This is a genomic window from Gimesia aquarii (genome assembly GCF_007748195.1).
Taxonomy (GTDB): Bacteria; Planctomycetota; Planctomycetia; order Planctomycetales; family Planctomycetaceae; genus Gimesia; species Gimesia aquarii.
Genome location: NZ_CP037920.1, coordinates 6,176,642 through 6,199,597 on the forward strand (window position 1 = coordinate 6,176,642; position 22,956 = coordinate 6,199,597).

The 22,956-nt window shown below is 46.5% G+C and carries 16 protein-coding genes; 4 read left to right on the forward strand and 12 right to left on the reverse strand.

Annotated elements, in window-relative coordinates; genetic code table 11:
* Positions 1–15: 15 nt before the first annotated feature.
* The 4 genes from V144x_RS23585 to V144x_RS23600 all read right to left on the reverse strand — a co-directional run bounded on the left by V144x_RS23585 (position 16) and on the right by V144x_RS23600 (position 6,643).
* Positions 16–2,025: a tetratricopeptide repeat protein gene (locus tag V144x_RS23585; RefSeq protein ID WP_197998604.1), complete on the reverse strand. Its 2,010-nt coding sequence runs from the start codon at positions 2,023–2,025 to the stop codon at positions 16–18.
* Between the two features lie 643 nt (positions 2,026–2,668).
* A complete protein-coding gene (locus tag V144x_RS28520) occupies positions 2,669–3,268 on the reverse strand; it encodes a hypothetical protein (protein WP_197998605.1) in 600 nt (199 codons plus the stop codon).
* A gap of 165 nt (positions 3,269–3,433) precedes the next feature.
* Complete coding sequence (locus V144x_RS23595) at positions 3,434–5,608, reverse strand: type II and III secretion system protein family protein (protein WP_144988815.1); 2,175 nt, start codon at positions 5,606–5,608, stop codon at positions 3,434–3,436.
* A 456-nt stretch (positions 5,609–6,064) separates the two neighbouring features.
* Complete coding sequence (locus tag V144x_RS23600; RefSeq protein ID WP_144988817.1) at positions 6,065–6,643, reverse strand: hypothetical protein; 579 nt, start codon at positions 6,641–6,643, stop codon at positions 6,065–6,067.
* Between the two features lie 536 nt (positions 6,644–7,179).
* Here V144x_RS23600 and V144x_RS23605 point away from each other — a divergent pair.
* Positions 7,180–7,758: a hypothetical protein gene (locus V144x_RS23605; RefSeq protein WP_144988820.1), complete on the forward strand. Its 579-nt coding sequence runs from the start codon at positions 7,180–7,182 to the stop codon at positions 7,756–7,758.
* A 28-nt stretch (positions 7,759–7,786) separates the two neighbouring features.
* On the opposite strand, the gene mtnA is transcribed toward V144x_RS23605, so the two are convergent.
* The gene (gene mtnA / locus V144x_RS23610; RefSeq protein WP_144988822.1) at positions 7,787–8,869 is read right to left on the reverse strand and encodes an S-methyl-5-thioribose-1-phosphate isomerase; all 1,083 of its coding nucleotides are present in this window, start codon (positions 8,867–8,869) and stop codon (positions 7,787–7,789) included.
* Positions 8,870–9,102: 233 nt separating this feature from the next.
* On the opposite strand from mtnA, the gene V144x_RS23615 reads away from it, so the two are divergent.
* Together V144x_RS23615 and V144x_RS23620 are read left to right on the forward strand one after the other, a co-directional pair.
* A complete protein-coding gene (locus V144x_RS23615) occupies positions 9,103–9,786 on the forward strand; it encodes a 3-keto-disaccharide hydrolase (RefSeq protein ID WP_232102617.1) in 684 nt (227 codons plus the stop codon).
* 46 nt (positions 9,787–9,832) lie between these two features.
* Positions 9,833–11,122, forward strand: coding sequence for a Gfo/Idh/MocA family protein (locus V144x_RS23620; RefSeq protein ID WP_144988825.1), 1,290 nt, complete (start codon positions 9,833–9,835; stop codon positions 11,120–11,122).
* A gap of 536 nt (positions 11,123–11,658) precedes the next feature.
* Here the strand turns inward: V144x_RS23620 and V144x_RS23625 are convergent.
* The 6 genes from V144x_RS23625 to glgP all read right to left on the reverse strand — a co-directional run bounded on the left by V144x_RS23625 (position 11,659) and on the right by glgP (position 20,160).
* Positions 11,659–12,948, reverse strand: a complete 1,290-nt coding sequence (locus V144x_RS23625; protein WP_144988827.1) for a hypothetical protein — start codon at positions 12,946–12,948, stop codon at positions 11,659–11,661.
* Positions 12,945–14,453 (reverse strand): PQQ-like beta-propeller repeat protein, encoded by a 1,509-nt coding sequence (locus V144x_RS23630; RefSeq protein WP_144988830.1) that lies wholly within the window; start codon positions 14,451–14,453, stop codon positions 12,945–12,947. The genes V144x_RS23625 and V144x_RS23630 overlap by 4 nt, the downstream gene beginning before the upstream one ends.
* 74 nt (positions 14,454–14,527) lie before the next feature.
* Complete coding sequence (locus tag V144x_RS23635) at positions 14,528–15,559, reverse strand: DUF1559 domain-containing protein (RefSeq protein ID WP_315852400.1); 1,032 nt, start codon at positions 15,557–15,559, stop codon at positions 14,528–14,530.
* Positions 15,560–15,838: 279 nt separating this feature from the next.
* The gene (locus V144x_RS23640) at positions 15,839–16,504 is read right to left on the reverse strand and encodes a hypothetical protein (protein WP_144988835.1); all 666 of its coding nucleotides are present in this window, start codon (positions 16,502–16,504) and stop codon (positions 15,839–15,841) included.
* Positions 16,505–16,734: 230 nt separating this feature from the next.
* Positions 16,735–17,604 carry a sugar transferase gene (locus V144x_RS23645; protein ID WP_144988837.1) on the reverse strand — a complete coding sequence of 290 codons (870 nt, stop codon included), beginning with the start codon at positions 17,602–17,604 and terminating at the stop codon, positions 16,735–16,737.
* Between the two features lie 402 nt (positions 17,605–18,006).
* Positions 18,007–20,160 carry an alpha-glucan family phosphorylase gene (gene glgP, locus V144x_RS23650; RefSeq protein ID WP_144988840.1) on the reverse strand — a complete coding sequence of 718 codons (2,154 nt, stop codon included), beginning with the start codon at positions 20,158–20,160 and terminating at the stop codon, positions 18,007–18,009.
* 412 nt (positions 20,161–20,572) lie between these two features.
* Here glgP and V144x_RS23655 point away from each other — a divergent pair, with 412 nt between their 5' ends.
* A complete protein-coding gene (locus V144x_RS23655) occupies positions 20,573–21,448 on the forward strand; it encodes an NAD(P)H-hydrate dehydratase (RefSeq protein ID WP_232102619.1) in 876 nt (291 codons plus the stop codon).
* Between the two features lie 44 nt (positions 21,449–21,492).
* On the opposite strand, the gene V144x_RS23660 is transcribed toward V144x_RS23655, so the two are convergent.
* Positions 21,493–22,713, reverse strand: a complete 1,221-nt coding sequence (locus tag V144x_RS23660) for a C45 family autoproteolytic acyltransferase/hydolase (RefSeq protein WP_144988842.1) — start codon at positions 22,711–22,713, stop codon at positions 21,493–21,495.
* Between the last annotated feature and the right edge of the window lie 243 nt (positions 22,714–22,956).

Below are 22,956 nucleotides of genomic sequence, written 5' to 3' on the forward strand. Positions count from 1 at the left end.
GGTCGTGAGCTCTGATCAATACTGACTTTGTTGCGCTGGAAAGTGGTAAGGTGATGCTTGTTGTTGTGCTCCCCATTGAACGGGAGACGATATTTGCTGGTTTGGACCCTGATGGTTTAAGACTGGCTGTCTTTTGACGGCGGTAGGTCTGTTACCACGACCATACCCGTTTCTCTGGATTTGCTGGTTTGGTTCCAGGTTATGAGAACGCACATTCGCAGGCGCAAACGCAGGGTTATTAGAAAACATTGCAGACTGAGGTACTGATGAAGGAATTTCATGAATTCTTCCAAGATTCCGATTCTGCGTATCAGAATTGAAACCATTCATCTGCGAAGTTTGTTGATTTGAAAACTCGTAACCAGCCTGACTAATTCCACGAGATGTCTGCTGCTGATAGGTTGGCTGCCCTGTGCCGACCTGGCGAATGCTTTGACCACCTGTTTGATAAATATTCTGTTGGGGAACTTGTGCGGAGGAAGGTATTGGATTGCTTGTCGGAATTTGTGAAGGCATTAAAGGTGAACTATTCGGATGATTCGGCTTACCGTCGGCAATTGGAAACATTTGGCCGGGTCCCATGTTCATACCAGTACGGGCAGCTTCCTTGACCAACTGCTGCTCATGATTCTGCGGAATGTTTTCTGAATGCGATCTCTGTTGCTGTGGTGGAGACTGGGTTGAATTGATTTGATAGTTGGGGAATTGTCCGGGAGACTGATACTGTCTGCCGTACATCGGTTGACCTGCACGCGGAACATTCGCAGGTGCCATTTGCTGCCTTCGCATCTGCTGTTGGATCTGCGATGGAGAAAGTGGACGCGCTGTCCGGTTTTGAATCTGCTGTTGTTGGTTTTGTTGTTGCTGTGCTTTCGATGCCCAATAATTCGAAGCTTCAACTGCCTGGGCGATGCCTGGATCACCTGCCGGTGGCCAGGCTTGAATTTGAGGTGCTTTGGCTCCAGATGTAGGAGCGGTTTCTGAGGGATTCACCATTAAAGGCGGAGTATCCTGAACATTCCTGGTCGCTTGATTGGGGTAACCAGCGACTTGCTTTGTCATCAGTTGATTCGGACTGATTGAAGGCAACTGCTGATCACCTCGCGCCTGAATAGCGCGGTCTCTTTCCCGCTTCATCATTTCTGCGATCTGCAATGTAGGATTATTTCCTGCTGGGTTCACCATTTGATGGGATGAGGATTGTCCACTGCCTCCGCCACCCACATGTTGGATATTCTGACCATAGTCTGTCTGAAATTGACCCGCAGTTTGAATTCCCCCCATTGTATTTTCCGGTCCTACCATTTGTACGTTATGCGACTTTACGCCTCCTTGGGCCAAAGTAGTATTCGGTTCAACGCCCGGGAAGAGTTGGGCAAATTTCAACTGCGCTTGAGCCTCTCCCCCCGTCATACGAAACAGAGACAACGCCTGATCATATTGTCCCATTCGTCCGTAGTACCATCCGAGATGATCGAGAGAGCGTCTGTGACCTGGTTGATATTTGAGTGCTTCATGCAAGTATTTCTCTCCATAATCATCACGTCCCTGTAACATATAGGAATAGCCAATATCACTCAGAAGATCAGCATTCGAGGGATCTAGTTTTAATGCTTTCAGATAATAAGCTTCAGCCGTAGGAAAGTTGTTCTTTTTATCTTCAATAATTGCGAGTCGATGCAAGGCCCCAAAATTCTCAGGGTCAAGTGTAAGAACACGCTGATAGTACCCTTGCGCTTTCTCAATATTTCCACTGCGGTCGGCATCATAAGCCAGATTTAATTCACGAATCACTGTGGTATCGTTTGACTCCAAGGGAGCTGGTTCTGTGGAACTGATAGGTAAAATTTTGGATTCCGTTGGACGAGTAAGGTGGTTCTGATTTTGGTTGGGTGTCGAAAGTTCTGCCAGGCTGGCCGACGGATCTGGTTGAGAATTCCGCCGGTTTCTCTCAGATTGTCCTTTCTGTCTCTCAACAGCCATCGCTTCTCTTAAACTTTTCTGTATATCAGACTCATTCTTCATTTCAGATGAATCTTGAGCAAATGAATCCGATAATTGAGAACTTCTGGCGAAAGGACCAGACTGGCATCCATACAATAGGATGGAGATAACTGGTAGGAATATTACATGTTGAAACATACGAGTTTTCATCGGGTATCAACCTTGACTCAGCGAATACAGATCGCGCTGCTTCATTTAAATTTATGATTTGTTTAAAGCCAGCAATCTGGATGAAGCACAATCGACTCAATTCCAAGTGCACTAATGAAATCACATATTTTTAGACGGATTCCAGTCTCGGCCTGCATTAGATTGAATATTGATTTTGCTTCTTTTACTGGATTGTCAGCAAGAAAAGTATATTTGTGGATTGAGGGACATTGAGAGAGAAATGGTTTAATGTGAGATGTGAGGCGAGGATTTTAAGCTGATTCCCGAATCGTGTCGATACGAGTTTTGAAAATAAATTGAAAGACAATATTCGATCGACATCCCAAGATCTGACCGCTGTTTGAACAAAATCAATAAGAACAACTCTTCTTAAATTCCTATCAAATATGAATTTAAAAAACGTCACAGGAGAAATGATTCTCTTGTGACGTTTTGATTGTCCTACTTGAAAAGCCGGTGACAGGGCCTGTGAAGATAGCTAATTCAGGCGAAATTAAAATCCACCACCGCCAAAGCCACCACCACCAAAGCCGCCGCCGCCGAAACCGCCACCACCGAAACCGCCACCGCCAAAGCCGCCACCAAATCCACCACGAGTAAAGAGAAATCGGTAGTAGTCGATTTCCGCTTCTCGGGAATTCAATGACCGCCCATAAGGGGTTGCAACAAAGGTGCGCTGATCAGCATCCTGGTTTCCCAGATCTGTTAAAATCCGAGCAACCAGTTGACGTCGAAATGCATCAAGTTCCGGGGCATAGTTATTATCACTGCGTTCAACAATTACCGGATAAGGAGCACTTCTCATCCGTGCTCCGATTTCGAGAATGTGATCTTTTCCGTTTGTGGTAAGTTCTGCACTATTCTCGACAAATTCATTTCGGTTGATAATAAAATCGACCGCTTCAGCATTGGACTCCATTGTGTGATAATGCGCTCGATTCACACTACCCAGTGGATAGACTTCAGGAATTGCTAATGAGCGTTTGTGTAATCCCCACTGGCCACCACCGCCCCAACCACAGCAACCTGCTACCAACAGTATGCAGAATGAAGCAAGAACTAGTTTTTGTATTATTGGTAATCGGGCCATCATGTCCCTCAATTGTTATTTTATACGACGTTTTATCTTATATTGATTTTCAAAATACGAAATTCAGTTATAAGATTCAGACAAATCGTATTTCAGTATCAATTCTATGATTCACGTTCCATGAGCTGAAAACCCATTGAACAATATTTAGTTCTCGTACTTCGAGAGTTAATTCCCTCGACCGATCCAGGGAAATTTTGATTGACTCTTTGGTGATTCAGAAGAATCAATTCGTTTTTTAGGATCCACATAACCTGCTGGTTGGACCCAATTATTGTTGTTTCTACCAGCCTTCGTGTTCTGGAATCTATCTTTGATCATCTGAGTAAAGCGCGGCTGATTTTGTTGTGATAGATTTCCTCGATTCAAATTCTGAGCCTGAGGTCCACTTGCTGCCGGTGCGGGTGGCGGAAGTGATGGCGGCTGATTTGAATGAACCGGCCTCGGTGGTCTTACTGGCCTCGTTTGACTCGGAAACGGACGACTGGGAGGAATAGGCTGTGCTGCTGCACCGTTCTGATAAGTTCCCGTACTCACTGGAGGATAGTAAGGTGAAGCGGGTGCTGGATTAAATGGCTGATAACCGACTTCGACTCCCTGTCCTGCTCCTCGTCCATAAGGCTGCAACTGATAAACGCCTCTGTCTGGGGCCCCTTCTGTCATATTGTATTTGTATAACTCTTTATCATGAGGCACTGTCACCTCGAAACCTGGATAAGGTGGCACTTCATCTTCTTCCATTGGCCTGACCAGTTGAGGAGTCACTGTAATCAGTAATTCAGATTCCCCCTGACTCGATTGTTTCGAGCTGAATAAATAGCCGCCAACAAGAGGAAGTTCTCCTAACCAGGGAATACGTGTCACTCCAGTCGTTGTATCATGCCCGAACAAACCTGCTAGCACGATCGTCTGGCCTTCGCGTAACTCGACAGTTGTTTGGGCTCTTCTGGAATCCAAACCCGGAATACCAGAGACTGCGTTATTGTCGTTGATTTGGCTATATTCCGGAACGATTCGCATACGAATCAAATCTTTGTCAATCACAATTGGTGTCACTACGATTGAGGTACCAAAACCTCGGAACGTAGTTGAAGTTCCCTGGGCTCCCCCTACCCCCACAATCGTAGGTACCGCAAATTCACCACCGGCCAGAAAACTCGCCGAGTGCCCACTTAATACGGTTAAAGTCGGCCGAGCCATAATTTTTGTTGTGCCATTCTGAGCCAATGCATTAATGAGCACATTCACTTCACCTGCTTCGAAAATACCGGTCAAAGTCGAAGGAACGCCACCCATCGTTGAACCAATAAAATGTCGACCATTGTCAAACAGAACACTTAAATCAACACCCAGTTGTCTCAACATCGTTCGGTTCAGTTGCGCAATAGTCACATGAATCATCACTTGAAATTCTCCAGGAATCTCAAGCATATTAACGATTAATGAGGATGCATAATCGAGATTGACGCCACTATATGTGGAGTCAATGCCAGCTCCCCCGTAGCCAAAACCATTTGAATAAGGCTGCGGCCCACCAAGATTCCCATCCAGACTGATCACTTCTCCCCGAATGACAGAAAGAATATGGGCAGCCTCTGTTGCATCGGCAGCTTCTCCTTTAACAATGATTTTCCGTGAAAGTGGGATCAAGTACACTTTGCTGTTCGGAAATAAGACTGCTAATTTTCGTTCCAGTTTGCCGTAATCAATTCGTCTCTGATCACCATAGTCAGGATCCTGTATGGTATGCACAAGATAGGTAATGGGCGTTTCATCACCTTCAAACCAGAGCGTGAGAGTGGTTGTTCCCAGTTCCAAACCAACAATGGCCACTTCCGTAGGTGAGTAAGTAACAAATTCGATGATCGAGGGATCTGCAATTGCATATCGCCGAATTCGGGAGTTCGTAATCACCAACTGACTACGGCGAATAATGATTTCCATTTCATCAAAGATTCCGGGAGTAGACCGGATCTGTGATGGTAGTGGTTTTCTGGTAATACGTCCTGTATCCTGAACCATACGAATACTTGGACCATGCGCAGGTACTTGCGCATTCTGAATTGGTACAATTCCGTTTTGTACCGGCATCACTCCCTGAGGTTGCTGAACATAGGGACGTTGCTGGAATTGTCCAGACTGATTTGGTTGAACTTGCGCTGGTACGTACTGATCTCCCCTTGGAACAGGCTGAGGCAGTTGGATCATCGATGGGCCCTGAGCGAGTACCGACTGCGCATAAACGACATTTGCCAGTACAATAGCAATCAACTTTGTGAGATCTTGAAATCGATTCTTTTCAAAATTTCGAAGTGCCCGTCCGTGGCAGTTCTGCTTGAACATCCGCAGTCGCTCCCCAATTACCTACTCAGAGGAAAATGGCAATTTGCGTTATCATTGAGCCCTTGCTCATGTCAGAGAACAACCCGAGGGCTCTTAAAAACATGACTTAGAATCAGTGATAACGTTTATCAAATGTCAGCAAATTTTCCTTAACTTGCTGTATATCAATCATTTCAGTGTATGATTCAAAATGCCCCAATCGACTTGGATCTCGAAAAGTTGTTCCGAACTTCAAATCCAATGAACGCAATTTGGGTAAATACATACCACATTGTATTGTTTGTATCGGCTAATCATGAAAAGAGGATTAGAGTGGATCGACTTATTTTTCCTCTTCTACGGAACGTCACACCTTTTACGCCGCTATTTTAGTAGCAATAAAAAAACCCAGGCATGAAGCCTGGGCGATGGGATGCAATCAAATCAGTCTTAAAGACTGTTCATTCTACTAGTGAATCACCAGCGGTAGTTAGTGTCACGATTATAAGTAGGAGCCCCTGGATTATACCAAGGTCGCCTGTAACTGTATGAGGGAAAACGGAAATGCCCGTATTCGTGCGACCGATAAAACCCGGGTCCAAAGTGCCTTGTATAAGGATCAGATGACAGAGCCTGGTCTTGCATTCCTGTATTCGCACTATGGTACCCACCATACCAGGTCTGTCCCGCATGCATACCCACGCTAGGTCCAGTCATTCCATAAGTACTTCCTGGGCCTTGAGTAGCGCTATAGTAATAAGGTGTTCCCACTTGGGGAGCAATATTGTTGGGTAACCAATATTGATTTCCACCCCGCACATAAGGCCCACCCTGATAACCAGGGACAGGACGTGTAATCGCATCAGGATTTTGATTCTGCGGAGTATTTTGAGGTGCGACGTTCGCAGCGGGATCTGGACTGGGTGAAACTGAGCTTGGTGGAGGAGGTAATGTCGATGATTTCCCTAAATCAGCCCCTGGTATCACGGGATCATCAGCGTATAGAGGAGCAGCACCGATCAATAATATCGTTATTATAATTTTAAGTTGTGGCATGGTTAGTCCCTTACATCTCGTGTAAGAATTTCAGAATATCATCAAACGATGACTAAAAAACGCATCAATCACAATTTTGAAAAGCTTTTATTGTGAATCCATGCTGAATCTATCAATAATCACGATTACTGCCTGGATATCTGAACCGGGTCGACTTTTGAATTATCTGAACCACTTGAGCGTTCAATCCGCTCACAGAACTGCCAGTCACTTCTCGTGTCTACCATTAAACCTACACCATTTTTAGGTAAGTCGAGACGAAATCCGTAAAAAAGGATTCGCTCCTCTACCGGATTCGGCAGATATTGCCGTTTCATTTTGACTGGATGATCTAACCCGATTTAAAAATATTCAGGTTATAGCGCGCTTATGTGATTTACATCTTACGATTTTTATGATGAACCTGAAGGAACGGGTATTTGATCATCCGATAAATAAGTAATGCGAGGAAATGATTCAACCTACTAAAATTAATCATTGTTATGATTCACAAAACAGAAACAGTCACTGTTGAGTGATGTAGAGGAATTTCGGATATGTCTACGACTTTTTTTGCAATTGCCATTACAGCTGCCCTCGGTGGAGATCCTGCGATTTCTAATGGGGCCTATTATGGTGCCGCCGAGATTCCTGGGGGAGCTTATTATCCAACAACAGGCGGCCCCGTTACGAGCGGCGGAGTCACTGGTGGAATCTTTGGAGACGAGTTATATCCCTTCGATTCACAACACCCCTGGCAGCATGGATATTTTCAGGAAATTTCACCTTATAGCGGCTATCATTTTTTCAGGCCCTATAATTACCGACACGTTCTCTCACAAAGTCAGGTGGCTGCGGGATGGGGAATCACCCCACAACTTTCTTATTCACAACATTTCTGGAATCGATACCAGGAACAAGCTGCCTGGAAGAACTATGCACTTCCTCGGCGAGAGAAGGATTTGGAACGAATTCAGCAACGAAAGGAAGCCCTCAAACGGCAGACTTCCTACTATCAACAACAACCTGTGATGGTCCCCGTTCAATACCAGCAGCAGTTTCAACCACAACAACAGTTTCAGCAACAGCCGATCCAGATCCAAAGCCCAGAACTCAGTCAAGCTCCGAGATATTAATCATCGGTGCTACTCAGCGTTGGCAGAATCAAGCGTCAGCAGTAGAAAGCACGCGAGAAACTTCCTCTTTCGTAACCGGCTGAATCAAACCCCGTTCTGTGATGATTCCCTTGATATACTCCGCAGGGGTCACATCAAATGCAGGATTGTAAACATCGACTCCTTCGGGGGCAGTCTGTTTGCCAAATCCGTGTGTGATCTCTTCAGCAAGACGTTCTTCGATCGGAATTTGATTGCCACTCTCTAAACTCAGGTCAAATGTGCTGGAAGGTGCAGCAATATAAAAAGGAATTCCATGCGCATGCGCCAATAAGGCCACCGAGTAAGTTCCAATTTTATTCGCAGCGTCTCCATTGGCGGCAATACGATCTGCACCGGTAACTACCGCCTGGATTTTCTTTTCCTGCATCACCCAACCAGCCATGGAATCACTAATTAAAGTGACGGGTATCTCACGTTGCATGAGCTCCCAGGTCGTCAGGCGTGCTCCTTGAAGCAACGGTCTGGTTTCATCTGCATATACGTGAATCTCTTTTCCCTGCCGCGCCGCTTCAAAGAAAACAGAGAGCGCAGTACCACCTCCTGAAGTTGCCAGCCCCCCCGCATTGCAGTGTGTGAGAACGCCATCCCCTTTCGACAACAGTCTGGCTCCTACTTCACCAATTTTATGGCACATCTGCAAATCTTCCTGCTCAATTTTCAGTGCGTCATCCAACAAACGCTGATGCATTTCACCGCCGGAAAGTTCTGGAGAAAGATCGGCCAGTTTTTGCAATCGTTCGAGTGCCCAGAACAGGTTGACAGCCGTGGGGCGACTTCCCGCTAAGTATTCTGAAACCTCTTTCAGTCTCTGATCAAAGCAGCTACGGTCTGAACCAGCAACGGTCTGCAATCCCAATACCACTCCGTAAGCAGCGGCGATTCCAATTGCGGGTGCCCCGCGAACTCGAAGCTTTTTAATTGCTTCCCAAACGGTCTCAACGGTGCGGCATTCAATCTCTCGAAACTCAGTCGGGAGTAAGGTCTGGTCGATCATCTGAAGATATCCATCTGTTCCACCGATCCAGCGCAGTGTTGCAACCTCTGCCCGTGTTTCATTTTCAAATTTCATAACCGTTCATCTTCCTTGTGATGCAAATCCTAAAACTAAATTTGATGTCATATGCTGATTTTAATCAAAATCAGTTCAAACAAAAAACCCACTGCTTTCACTCTGTTTTCCATTGATTCTGGTAATCTCACTTTGGTATGCTCAAGTTGACACGCCTTCTTTAAGATCCCTAAATATCACAGGGTTTCCTACCTGAGTCACTTTCAATAGCTGAATATCAAGGAATCAATGCCATGTTTCAATTATCTGTTAAGAGTTTCACTACACTTTGTTTGTTTATGAGTGCCTGTTTCTGTGTCACTCAGACCGCTGATCTGATTGCTGAAGAGCATTGTGATAGCGATTTTGTAAGTATCTTCAATGGGAAATCATTAGATGGCTGGCAAGGTGCCACCAATGGTTATTACGCCAAAGACGGTATGCTCATCAGTAAAAAGGAAAGTGGTGGTAATTTATTTACCAACAAAGAATACAAAAATTTTATTCTACGATTTGATTTCAAACTGGAACCCGGAGCCAATAATGGGATTGGCTATCACGTTCCTCTCAAACCCAAAACCAGCCCCGCCTACGCAGGCAAGGAAATTCAAATCCTCGACGATACTGCGGAGAAATATGCCAAGCTGCAAAACTATCAGTATCATGGCTCATTATATGGAACCGCACCAGCGAAGCGAGGGCACCTCAAACCAGTGGGTGAATGGAATTCCCAGGAAATTATGGTTGATGGAAATAAGCTCAAAGTGACTTTGAACGGAACGACCATTGTCGATTTCGATATGACTGATGCTAAGAAAAACGGTACGATTGATGGCAAGGAGCACCCCGGTTTGAAACGGGATTCAGGACATATTTGTCTGTGTGGTCATGGTGCCAAAATTGAGTTCAAAAACATGCGTATCAAAGAGCTTCCCTAGTTTGCTCGCATTATTCTAATTAGATATAGAAACAGGATTGGTACTAATGAATTCTGAAAAGAAAGAGTCTTTGTCTGAAGTGACTCGTCGAAGTTTTCTCCAGGCTGGTAGCACCGCCGCTGCCGGTCTGGCTTGGACAGCACAAAGTTATGGAAGTATTCTTGGTGCCAATGACCGGATTCGCATCGGTTTCCTTGGCGCTGGAGGAATGGCGAATGCCCACATGAATACGTTCAATGCGATTCGCGAAAAGAACAATCTGGAAGCAATCGCAGTCGCTGACTGCTGGAAAAAGCGCGCTGAGGAAGGCAAGGAAAAAACGGGAGCTAAACACGCTTTTTCTGATTATCAAAAAGTTTTGGAAATCAAAGACATCGACTATGTCACGATTGCGACTCCAGAACATTGGCACGCGCAGATGACAATTGATGCTTTGGATTCTGGTAAAGCCGTCTATTGTGAAAAACCAATGACACACAGTATTCCAGAAGCGCAGGCGGTCATCAAAAAACAAAAAGCGACTAAGCTCCCGATTCAAGTCGGCGTGCAAGGCATGTCCGATGATTCCTACAGTTCTGCCGCGAAAGCAATCGAACAAGGCGTTATTGGCCAGGTCGTTCAAGCGCAGATCGAGTACGTTCGGCGTTATGGATCACAGGGACCGTGGCGTCGTCCCGGTCTGAAGGATGATGAACCGAAGCCTGCCGATTTGAACTGGAATGCCTGGCTCGGAAAGGCTCCGAAAACAGACTGGAATCCCCATCATTATTATGAGTGGCGAAACTACTCTCAATATTCGGGCGGGATTTGTACTGACCTCTTCATCCACCGCATCACACGTATTATGAAAGCCTGTAATCTGCTTTATCCACGTCGTGTTGTGGGTATGGGAGGTATCTGGCAGTGGCGCGATGACCGCAACCTGCCGGACAACTTTGAAATGATTTGCGAGTACCCACGCGGTATGACGGTCTATGTTCTTGGGACGATGAGTAACCGTGTCGGCATCGATCACCTCATTCGTGGCTATCGTGGCACACTCTACTTCACTTCGTCCGGCTGGGTCGCTAAAGATAAAGATGGTAAGGTCCTGGCAGAGCATAAAAAATCCGGTGCAGAAGATACGAAGCTGCATCATACGAATCTGCAAAATCACTTACGCAACGGTGAAAAATTGAATTGTCCCAGTGAATTAGGGTTAGCAGGTGTTGTCGCTGTCAACATGGCAAATGAGTCCTGGAGATCCGGGCATATGATGGGCTGGGATACCAAAAATGAAAAAATGGTTCCCGCAAACACACTGAACCTCAGCCACTATCCCGAGAACGATTCCTGAGCAAACACATGTCAGTCTCGCCATGATTCCCATCCGAAATTGTGATTGACAAATTCAGGAACATTGAACTTCACGAAAACGACCTGTATTCAGGTCGTTTTTTTATTTCTTGACTTACTGCTGCCCCTCCTTAAACTGCGCGATTTGCGTCGCGCGCGTGGGAATGTTTTCTAAACAGTGAAAATGGTTGCCCCTGTTGATCTCAGCACTATCAAAAACCAGTTGTTTTTTCATTTTGTACAATGAACAAATTAAAGACGTTCAAAACCATCAGTCGTTTTTTTGCTGCTATCAAACCACATCACAAACATTTCGCGACATTTCAGGTTAGCATCATCTGTGTTTCATCTCGTATCGCGTGCCAATCAACGCTTGACTCATTCACGCCATTGAAGATGATCCCACATTGAAATCACTCAACGGTAAAACAACTCTGATACTTCAAATGGCTCATGCACGACTCAAGTCCCATTTTACTTGATCTTGAAGCGATCGATAGAGATGAAAATCCGTCATTAGTAAACGCGCATGAATCATTACTTCTCAGACTCCAATAAAGGCAAGCTTTCCCACACTCGTTTTAATTCTGGCACCGTTTCCGGGAGAATCGATAACAAATTCTGACGATCAGAAGACAAAAGCTCCGTGAACTCATTCGACCGGTCAATTCCCTTAAAAACCTGGTGCAGTCGCTCATACACGTGGGAACGAACCGGTAATGGTAAGGATTGAAACGCCGCAGAATAAATCATATAGCTACACGGAAACGCGAACAGTCGCTGCTGCAAGTCAAACTTTCTCAGGGACCGACCCTGTGAATCAAAAGGGCCGCGTCCGGTGAACTGACTCGCAAAAGCAGATGTGCCTTGAATCGGAAATTTGAGCTTTGCTTCACCCACGAACAACAGATGCTTAACAAGCTGTTCGGCATCTTGTTTCCAAACCGCATCCTCTTTCAGCTCTTCACCACGGTGCTTATCAATCTGCCACGCATAGTTCGTCCGAATCATAAAATTCTGGGCATCAATTTGATGTTCAAAGACCATCAGTGCCACGAGATCACTATGAGGAGCAGGATAAGCGGCCACATTTGTCAGTTTTGTCAGATCTTTAACATTCACACCGGTCTTGTTGACGACAGGTTTTTTGGGCCGCTTTGATGATGGCAGATGGAAATTTCCCATATGCGGTGTTTCGCCATGTGTTCCCGTCACATACCAGCCTCCCCAGCGTTTGGATAAGGGGCTGGAGTGGTCCGTTCGAAAGCTTCCCGCTGATAGAACCGGCAAACCTTCAGGATCAACAAACATCGATCGTACTAAAAGTCCGGGAACATTCTTTGTGCGTGTTGAAGAATGACAGGTCATACAGCGCGCCACCTGTCGCTGAAATTGAGGTTTTGCTGGAGTTTGTTCAAGTGTGTAAAACACCAGTCCCAGCTTTTCATCGGAAACCATCATCTCAATCAGCCCATCCTGAACATAGCCAACGTAGGCTTCATCATTAAAGTAAATAGAACGTGGCCGTTCCCTTCCGATTAAGGGACGTTGCATGCTGGTTTTCCCAAATGTCAACATCTGTGAAGAGACAGGAATTTTCAACTCCTTGAGTAACGGAAGCAGATACCCAAAATCGTCGGCAAACTTCCATGTCTTTCGGTTTGTATCCAGTTCTTTCTGTAGTTCGGTAATGACATTCTGAGGAGTCGCATCGCTGTAGTTGATCGGTGCCGCTTCAAAATCGAGGGGAGGAGCAGCCCACAACAGGCTGCTCCTGACACCAATAATAAAAGTCATCATCACAATGATTTTCAGGTGATCGCTCATTGAGAGTCTCCTTCTCTGGAACTGACCTTCACCGTTTTTTCCTGACGATCTACGGGAACCAGCTTCCGAATGCAATACAATTTGCTGCCCGTTCTCATCACCAAAGATCCATTCACGGCAGCATACCCGTATTGGACCGGGTCAGCAAAAATCAATCCGTTACGAGTCCGCGACCGTCCTCCAGAGTTTCGTTCAGATCGCTGTGTTGAGCGCGGCTTGCGAGCTGCTTCCTCACGCCGTTTAAGATCAGCGTCTCCGGCTGCAGTGGCACCGTCAAACAGTTCATTTTGAGCAAGTTCCTGAAACTCACGTCCCGCGGCGATCACCGTCGTTAAACCATCCTTACCAGGAAAATAGACACGATCACCGAGTCCGAATGGTGTTGCCCAGCAAGACTGCCGTAAACGTTTGATGTAAACCTGCTTGCCTGTGGCGACATCAAAACAATAAACAACACCGACTTTATTCACCCAGTACGCCAACCCCTGATGTACCATTGGCGAACCGAATGAAGGCATCGCATTATTCGTTTTCCAGAGTATCGTCTGTTGGTATTCCTCTCCCACCCGTTTCACCTGCATGGCGAAGTTCGATTTCTTGGCATCAGCCAGCCGCTCATCATGCATGCCAGGTGAGGCACTGATGAGAAACTTACCATCACCAAAAGAAATCGGCGTGCAGGCCCTGTTGCCGCCGACTTCTTCAAACATCCACAACTGCTTACCAGTTGTCGGGTCGTAACCATCAATGCTGCCACTTGAACTACAGACTATATGATCTGCCTGATTGACCTTTAATACTGTGGGCGATGCATAACTCTGTCGGCTGAAACGTTCGGTTTTCCATTTCGTTTTGCCAGTCTGTTTATCAACAGCCAGTAAATAGGAGGGTCCTTCGTGATCAATCAGCACAACAACTGTGTCTGCAGTCTGTGTCAGAGAAGCGGCCAGGCCGATCCGCACTTCAAATTCACCATAATCATCGGTCAGCGAGCGAGACCAGATTTTCTTGCCCGCATGATCCAGCGCCATCAGATTTCCGGTTTCAAAAAAAGCATAAATGTGCCTCGCATCAACGACGGGAGTCGGAGCGGAACGGCTTTGAAAATAGTTGGCACGCACCGGTTGTGAAGACGCCGTTTTAAAATCCCAGACCAACTTCCCTGTTGCAAGATCCAAGGCAACAACGTGACAGTCGTTTTTCATTGCTCCTTCAATCGAAGTCACAAAGACACGATCTCCCCAGATCACCGGACTCGACTGGCCTTTACCGGGAAACTCGGTCTGCCACGCAATATTTTCCTGGGGAGACCAGACGAGGGGTATGGATTCAGCGGCAATCGCGGTCGCTCCTGCCCCCTGAAAGGCGGGCCAGCGTTGTATTTTTGAATCTTCAAATGGTGTCTCTTCTGCTATGCAGAGTACACAAGTCAAACATACGATACCGGCAGACAGAATGGCCGTTTGCCAACCTGTCAGTTCCGGTTTAAATCGATTTCTATTCATCTCAGTTTCTCCTGGAAACATGGAATTTAAGATTAATTGGATTAAATTTTGAGTAGTACGTGTCATGTCATTAGCTAAAACTCACCAATCACTTCCCCACCATTTTTGGTGCCGAGTGCACGCCAGAGATTGAGATCGATATTGTTACTGACAAATCGCACCGAGGCATCACCCAGGCCGACATGCACACCCCCCACATGCATACTGCGTGCAGCAAACCATCCGTATCCATTACGATGCACGTCGGGAGTTTGAGGATTTGGCGTCATATATGTATTGAATGTCGTCATGTGTTCTCGCCCCCAGATCCAGGAACCACGTCCACGACCATCAAAGTTCCCGGCGGCGGCTGCTGCTGCGGCAATATCCGGATTATGTCCTGGCGCACTTGTGAAGCCTTCACCGGGAGCTCCCAATCCGCCACCTCGATATCGTGCCATTTGGCGTTGAGGGTCAGAGACAAGACCACTGCCGTCCAACTTGTTCCCCATCAGAGACTCTGAAAGGATCAATGTATTCGTTGAGCCGTCAGTCAGATCCCGAAATCGGCTGGCCGATCCCATAAAAAACATTCCATTCGTTTGTGCGCGGGTGTCGTAATTTGTATCTATTCCATCACCAGAACAGACCACATAATTCGTCCCGGCAAACTGAGCACTGCCTGTATTAGCATTTTGAAAAATGGGAGATTCTGGCTCACTCGGGCAAAGAAACAAAGGTAATACCTGACCCGCAACAGCAGTATGCACCGGGTTCAGGGACTGGCTACCCCCGGATCCCAACATCAGTGGAACTTCAAAATCGATCAAATTCTGTAAGTTCGCCTGATCAACAAAAGGGAGAATCCGCGCTTGAACGGAATAGCCATACGTGCTTGCTGAGGACAGCCCGGGAAACACAGTGTAGGCACTCTCATAATTATGAATCGCCAGGCCGATCTGTTTCAGATTATTCTTACACTGCGCACGTCGGGCCGCTTCCCGCGCCTGTTGCACGGCAGGTAACAGTAACGCAATCAAAATCGCAATGATGGCTATCACCACCAACAGTTCTATTAAAGTGAAGCCTCGGCTCCCACGCCGAGAACCTCTCATAGGGAATAACATTGTGTTCCTCGCAAATATCAAAGAGTGAAGTTCGTACGTTCCAACTGGCCGCGCACAATTTTTGCGCAGAACTGAACGAGAGCTTTTAAAAAGTAATCAGTAGTCTGACTCCGCGAGGTCGATGCGGCCGGTGGTAGCACGCTCACAGCAGGTCTTAACCCTTCTTTGTGGAGAACGAGCCGCGTCCCACCGTAAGCGTACTAGCACAAGCCGCACGCCAATCCGAGAGCCTGGTTCTCAGCGCGCAGCAGCGCACTGGAATTTAGAGCCCGGGCGAATTCAGGCAACAGAGGTGGAATTCACCATCAGGCGAGGCGGTGGTTCAGGTGGTTCTGCCGCAGATCGTGGAGCTGTGGTAGAAGTGGGACGCGTCCACACCACAAGATCAGAGTAGGAAACCATTGCTTGAACTTCGGGCAAAATTGCCCAAGGCAGGCTGTTCCAGAAAGGCCCCTGTCCCTGACACTTCTGAGCGAATACTCCAATGACAAAAAAAGTTTCATTCTCTTCAGCTGAAACTTCAAAAGAAGTTGTTTTCTCTGGTTCATCTGAAGAGGTACAGCAATTCTCTGAACTCGATACGACAATTTCCTGCTGGGAAGATTTTTTTTGTTTCGTGCAACATCCCTCGGTCTGACACACAGATTCAGTTGCCTCTTGCTTCGCTGCAGCAATCACATAAGTCGGAGGTGTGACACGATTTGCCTTGGACCAGGCAACTTTTTCCCTGTTACTGAAACAGCAGCAACTCTTCCAGCACTGTTCCGCAGAGCGACAACCACAAGGTCGATTCTGACAGGGATAAGGCGTCGATAGGTCTTTTTTAAGAGGTGATTTCGAATTGGTTGGCAGGGGAACAAATGAAGCGCACAAAGCAAACAGTACCAGCAGGCTAACCAACCTGCGTACACTGACGTTCCTTTTTAATCCGAGCCAAACAAACATGAATGGACCTCGCGCCGACTGACTTTGACGCTGCAAAAACCCTTTGTTGACTCGCTCTCCACAGATTCAAGACTATCAGGAACCCCTCTCCAAAGCAAGGAAACGCCTGGAAATGACTTCAAATACACTAAGCAATTAAAGAAATCATCGGAGCGAAAATTGATTGCAAGAACGCAAAAGAAATGAATCAGACAACCCAAAAGGCAGGACAGTAACTCAATGTTGAATTCTTATAACGCACCACTACCAGTCAGGATGACACGGATCGTTCGAAACAGGATCTTCAGGTCATTCCAAAAACAGCAGTTTTGTAAGTACATCAAGTCCAGCGAGACTTTTCTGCGAAAGCCTTCCACATTGTTATCGTACCCGTTCACAATTTGAGCCACTCCAGTCAGCCCGGGCTTCAAACCAAGACGATTGAGATAGTTTGGAATTTCTTTGCTCAAACCTTCGATGAATTCCGGACGTTCGGGACGCGGACCGACTAATGTCATTTCCCCTTTGAGTACATTCCAAAGTTGAGGAAGCTCATCCAATCGCGTTTTACGCATGAAGCGTCCCAGCCCTGTGACGCGCGGGTCACCCTTAACGGCAAATTGAGCACCATTCTTTTCGGCATCTACCGTCATCGTGCGGAATTTATACAGAGTGAAAGGCATCCCATAGCCTGTTTCATCACGACGATCAGCATGCGTTCGACGATCAGTGGCAATTCCGACTTCAGACAGATCAAGTTGTTCTTTGCGACGATCAGTTTTCGTTTGATTTCTCAGATTCAGGCCGACTCGGGTCTGCTTGAAAATCGCAGGTCCCGGAGAGCTGAGCTTGACCACGATCACCAGAAACAACAGTAATGGAGACAGCACTATCAGCATGATTGAAGAGACGATGATATCGAGTATTCTTTTGCAAAGTCGAGTTCGCTCGGATAAACAACGGACATCGACTCGTGGTTCATCCAGATCGAGACGAGTCAGCCAATCCGTGGAGCGCCAGACTTCCACATCCATGTACCCTTTGACCAGATCCGATAACTCTCCCTGAGGAATCGCACTTTTAAAGGGCATACTCGATTGGCCTGCTGTCGCTGAACTCATTGGGAAAACGCTTTCATCTGAAACGAACAACCTATGATCAAAAGCCCCTGCACATCGACTGAATCTGTTCCACCTGCGTTTTTGTAGAAATCACCACAGGCAAATATCATACACTAAGTGCTTTAATCTATCTTTGACTGAAACTGTTGGTAACTTTTGCCTCGGGGCCGAGAGTACAAGTCCAAAACTCACCTGAGTTTACTTTTAAAGTCATTACGCTTAAAAGTTAGCTCGTAGTTTTAGTAGCGAATCCCGATGTTTCTAGAATTCATCAAGTAACCCTTGCTCAATTGCATTCTGAAGCAAATGACACAAAAAAAACGGCCACAGGAAAGATGATGATTCTGTTTCCTGTAGCCGTTATGACGATTATAACGCTCAATTACCCTTTACGCGTAGATCTTAGAGCGAAGAGTCTCCCTTGATTTGGCTTGAAAGTCCGCCGGCTGCAGGCAGGTACATTTTTTCTGCATAGTCCATCACCATCCGGTCTGCATTGAACCGCCAGCCTAAAGTTCGAATGGCACGCTTCATTCGTGAAATCCAACCCAGGGGAAGGTCATCCTCATTCCGGTCATAATAAAGTGGAATGACTTCTTCGTTCAATACCTTCATCAGATTGAGACCATCCCGATCATCCTGGATTTCCTGATTGACATGCGTTCGTCCCTTTCCAATAGCAAAACCGTTTTGACCATCGAAAGCTTCTGCCCACCATCCATCCAGGATAGAACAGTTGAGACCACCGTTTAATACCACTTTCTGCCCACTGGTTCCGGATGCTTCAAGTGGACGACGCGGGTTGTTCAGCCAGACATCAACGCCTTGAACAAGATGACGTCCCAGATTGATGTCATAATTTTCAAGCAACACAATTTTTCCACGGAACGGTGGTTCTTGTGTTAATTTGAAAATTCGCTGCACAATCTGCTTACCACGTTCATCGGCTGGATGTGCCTTACCCGCAAAGACGAACTGTACAGGTCGATCTGAATCTTCGATAATCTTGAGAAAAGTATCCATATCCTTCATCACAAGGTCAGCACGTTTATAAGGGGCAAAACGTCTCGCAAAACCAATCAGCAAAGCATCCGGACTCAAAGCGGTTTTCAAGTGGCTGATTTCGCTCTCAGAAGTACCTCGTCGATGCGCCTGCTTGACCAATGATTCACGAGCATAAATAATCAGGCGATTTTTTAATGACTGATGCGTTTCCCAAAGATCTCCGGGGGAAATCTCTTCAATTCCAGACCAGACATTTGACTCCCCTGTATGGTAATACCATTGAGTCGGCAATACACGGTCGTAGATCACACGCATCGGCGCAGCCAACCAGGTTGGCATATGAACGCCGTTTGTAATGTGACCGACCGGAATTTCTTCCTCACTTCGCCAGGGCCACAAAGAAGCCCACATACGACGGCTCACGACTCCATGCAGGTTTGATACCGCGTTCGCCAGACGACTCAATTTGAAGGCGAGCACGGTCATACAAAAAGTTTCTCCCTCATTCTGAGGATCGACCCGGCCTAAGCTCATCAACGCATGGTGATCCAGCCCCAGTTGATCTCCCAGCGGTCCTACATGTTCTTCGACCAGGCCTGGGTCAAACCGGTCATGACCTGCCGGAACGGGAGTGTGCGTTGTGAAGACACAGGCAGCAGCAACATCGCGTAACGCATCATCAAAAGAGAATCCATCCTCATGCATTCGGTTGCGTACACGCTCCAAGGGAGCAAATGCAGAGTGGCCTTCATTCATGTGAATGACGCTTGGCTCAATTCCGATGGCCTCCAGGGCCTTCACACCACCGATTCCCAGCATGATCTCTTGACGAATTCGCGTTCGCTGATCGCCACCGTACAACCGTGCGGTCAAGTGCCGATCTTCTTCACTATTTTCAGAAATGTCAGTATCGAGTAAATAAAGGGCAACACGTCCGACATCAATCCGCCACACCTTGGCAAAGATTTCACCGGTGCGTGTGACAACCGAAATCACAACCGGTTTTCCCTCTGGCGTGAAGGCTGGTGAAATTGGCAAGTGACTCGTTTTTGCTTCGGTGTAAGACTCCTGCTGCCAGCCCTCTTTATCAATATGCTGAGAGAAATACCCTTCTCCATAAAACAAACCGACAGCCACCAGAGGCAGACCAAGATCGGATGCACTTTTCAGATGGTCACCTGCCAGCACACCTAAACCACCAGAATAAATATGTAATGATTCGTGAATCCCAAACTCAGCCGAGAAATAGGCGGCACAGCGGTGCCCCAGAATTGTGGCATTCGTTGAACCCCACGTATCCGATCGCTCCATGTATTCCTGCCAACGGCGATAGGCGACATTCACACGGGAATGCAAACTGAGATTACTAAGTTTGTCTTCCAGTTGTTCTGGCGAATACTCTTTCAGTAATAAAACTGGATTATGATCGAGTTCAGACCATTTCTCCGGATCAATCAGATGAAAAATCTGCGTCACATCAGGCTGCCAACTCCACCAGAGATTCCCGGCCAAATCACATAGTTTCTCATAAACTGTTTTTTTTATTGACATTAAAAACCCATCCAATCCATTACGATTTATGCAGTTCTGCTTTTCCACAGATTCTTTCAGTGGTTAATGATCATTCCATTCTCACAACTTTGTTGAACCAGCAGAAGTGAGTACTGAGCGTATCATAGAAAAAACGTTTCATTCAAAAAAGGGACTCAAAGTATACTTAACCACCCAAAAACGGGGAGCCTTATTGGTCACCGATTCGGTATGTTAAAGCGAACTTCCCATTATTCCCTCCATCCCAGTTATCCCATCCATCCTATGCTAGCTCTAAAAATTCCATAGACTTCCCAAGTACAACAGAAAAACAGGTTATACTAAAATAATAATCTGTTGATATCTCCTGTTCAGCGTCCAAAATGATACCTCATTTTAGTGACGTTGTTTGAATTTGAAAGAAGTTTTTGCGATGAATATTCAGCGAGTTTCCGATCTTCCTTCACCACCTGTCCGTCCGGAAAACTCTCATAAGGGAACGTTCGGTAAAGTACTGGTTATCGCTGGCAGTTCCGGTATGAGTGGCGCTGCCTGCCTCTCTGGCTTGGGTGCATTACGTGGCGGATCGGGGCTGGTTTTTCTGGCCATTCCTGAATCGATCCAATCGATCGTCGCTACTGTGAATCCCTGTTATTTAACCATTCCGTTACCGACCGATCAACAAGGCAATCTATCTGAGGCATCCAAAACACATTTATTCAATCAACTTCATGATTTTGACGCCGTTGCCATCGGACCCGGTTGTGGGCAACACACATGGGTCCAGGAAATGACACTCAAGCTTTACACAGAACTCAAACAGACATTGATTGTTGATGCAGACGGCCTGAATGCAATCGCCACTTCAGGTAAACCGTTACCAAAAGCGGCAGGCCCCCGGATTCTGACTCCGCACCCGGGTGAGTTTTCACGTTTGATCAATCGATCAACCACTGAAATTGCCCAACAACGAGAGGAGCTTTCCATTGCGTTTTCAAAACAACATCAAGTTGTGTTGTTACTGAAAGGGTCACACTCACTCATTACAGACGGCACTCGGATCGCCGTCAATACAACGGGCAACAGTGGTTTGGCAACTGGTGGTAGCGGTGATGTACTTACCGGATTAATCACTTCACTGGCCGGTCAGGGACTGGAAGCTTTTGAAGCCGCACAACTGGCCGCACATTTGCATGGACGCGCGGGAGATCTCGCCGCACAACAACTATCGCAACCTGCCCTGATCGCCTCTGATCTTCCCGACTACCTGCCTGAAGCCTGGTTAGAATTACTTCAAAGTCAAAATTGACGATGTATCCACAGTCTTACCACCTGTAAATCGTCTTGATCCGCTTACTTTGTTTTTTGCGTTACAGACTGATTGGCTGGCATGGGATATACAGGTGCATTCGCATCCGGCGTTCGTTTCAATAGTTCGGAGAGTTGAAACCCATAATATTTCTGATTCGCAGCAGGGCTGCCATCACTGCTCGCATTGGCTACCCATAATTTCGTTGATTTTGGCTCGAATAACACATTATGTAAATTCGATTTCATCGCGACAGGACGGCTCATCAGCTTGATCGCAGATTCGGCGGTGAACGAGCCATGCCCTTGTTTGACTCGCTTGGAAAGCTCTTGATAGCGATCTCCGGCTGAGAGCAATGCGGCATCCTTCACTGCATTCGGTAGCAGGGGATGAGCTTCCCCGGGCTGAATCAGTTCCATCTTCTCCCAGGAAGTCGCCATACCAACCGCTCGATTGGTTTTGCCATCGGCAATCACATAATAATACTCACAAGTACGATAGTTATCGCGAAACACGGCAATCGCCTCATCCAGATCTTTGGCAGTTTCTAAAACTTCACGCACGAGAAACGCCATCGGCACCCCAGACCAATGCCCTAAACCTCTTCCTCCCATTTCTCCAATGGAAACGGATTTCATGTTCATCCCGGTCACAGATCCGATGAATCCGGCGTACGAAACGTTCACAAACGGGATGCCGCCCTTTGGTTCTGCGACGACTAATACCGCATGATCCTGTAAGCCCCAGTCACAGGCATAATCCAGAACACGTCCGTGATAGAGAGTTCCATCTTTCGTAGCAGAATTCGCAATCGAAAACCCACTACAATGAAACATCTCCGGAATAAAATTCGTGGCCCGCACATCTTCGAAAGCAATCTCTGCCCCTGCTGCCAAACCTTTCATTTCCTCTAAATATTTTTGAGGAGTGTAAGGCTTTTGAATTTGAACGATCGTTTCAATCGCCTGCCGTGGCTTTAATTTCACAAGCCCCAAATCAACGAGTGTCGTGTCTCCCTTATCATTTAAGAGAGTATACATATTCTTGCGAATACTCTCTTTAAGAAGGACTCCCTGTTGATACCCCATTTCATAATGAGTTCCTTTAAGATGGAGCACCAGATAGCCATCAACATTCTCCAACCATCCCTCACCACAGCGTGCAATCGTCTTACTCTCAGCAGAAGCTGTGACAGATGAAAACAAGACCACAGCCAGTAGTACTAATGAGCATAAATCTGAGAATTGGCGCGGGATACGAAACATACGAAGATCCTTTTCACTTTTCAGAACCATCATTGAAAATGGAAAATGAGTTGATTTCAGACAAGACCCTTATTATGACAAATCAGCAGAAAGTTACAAAATCAATTCTTCCTGTTGTCAACAAAAAATGAACATAAAAACACATTTCAGACTCGCATCGTAAATCAGATGCTCATAGACTTGAAATAGTCCACCTGAATGTGTGAAGATTACGGCTTGAAGACCCGCAGTAACTGTAAATAC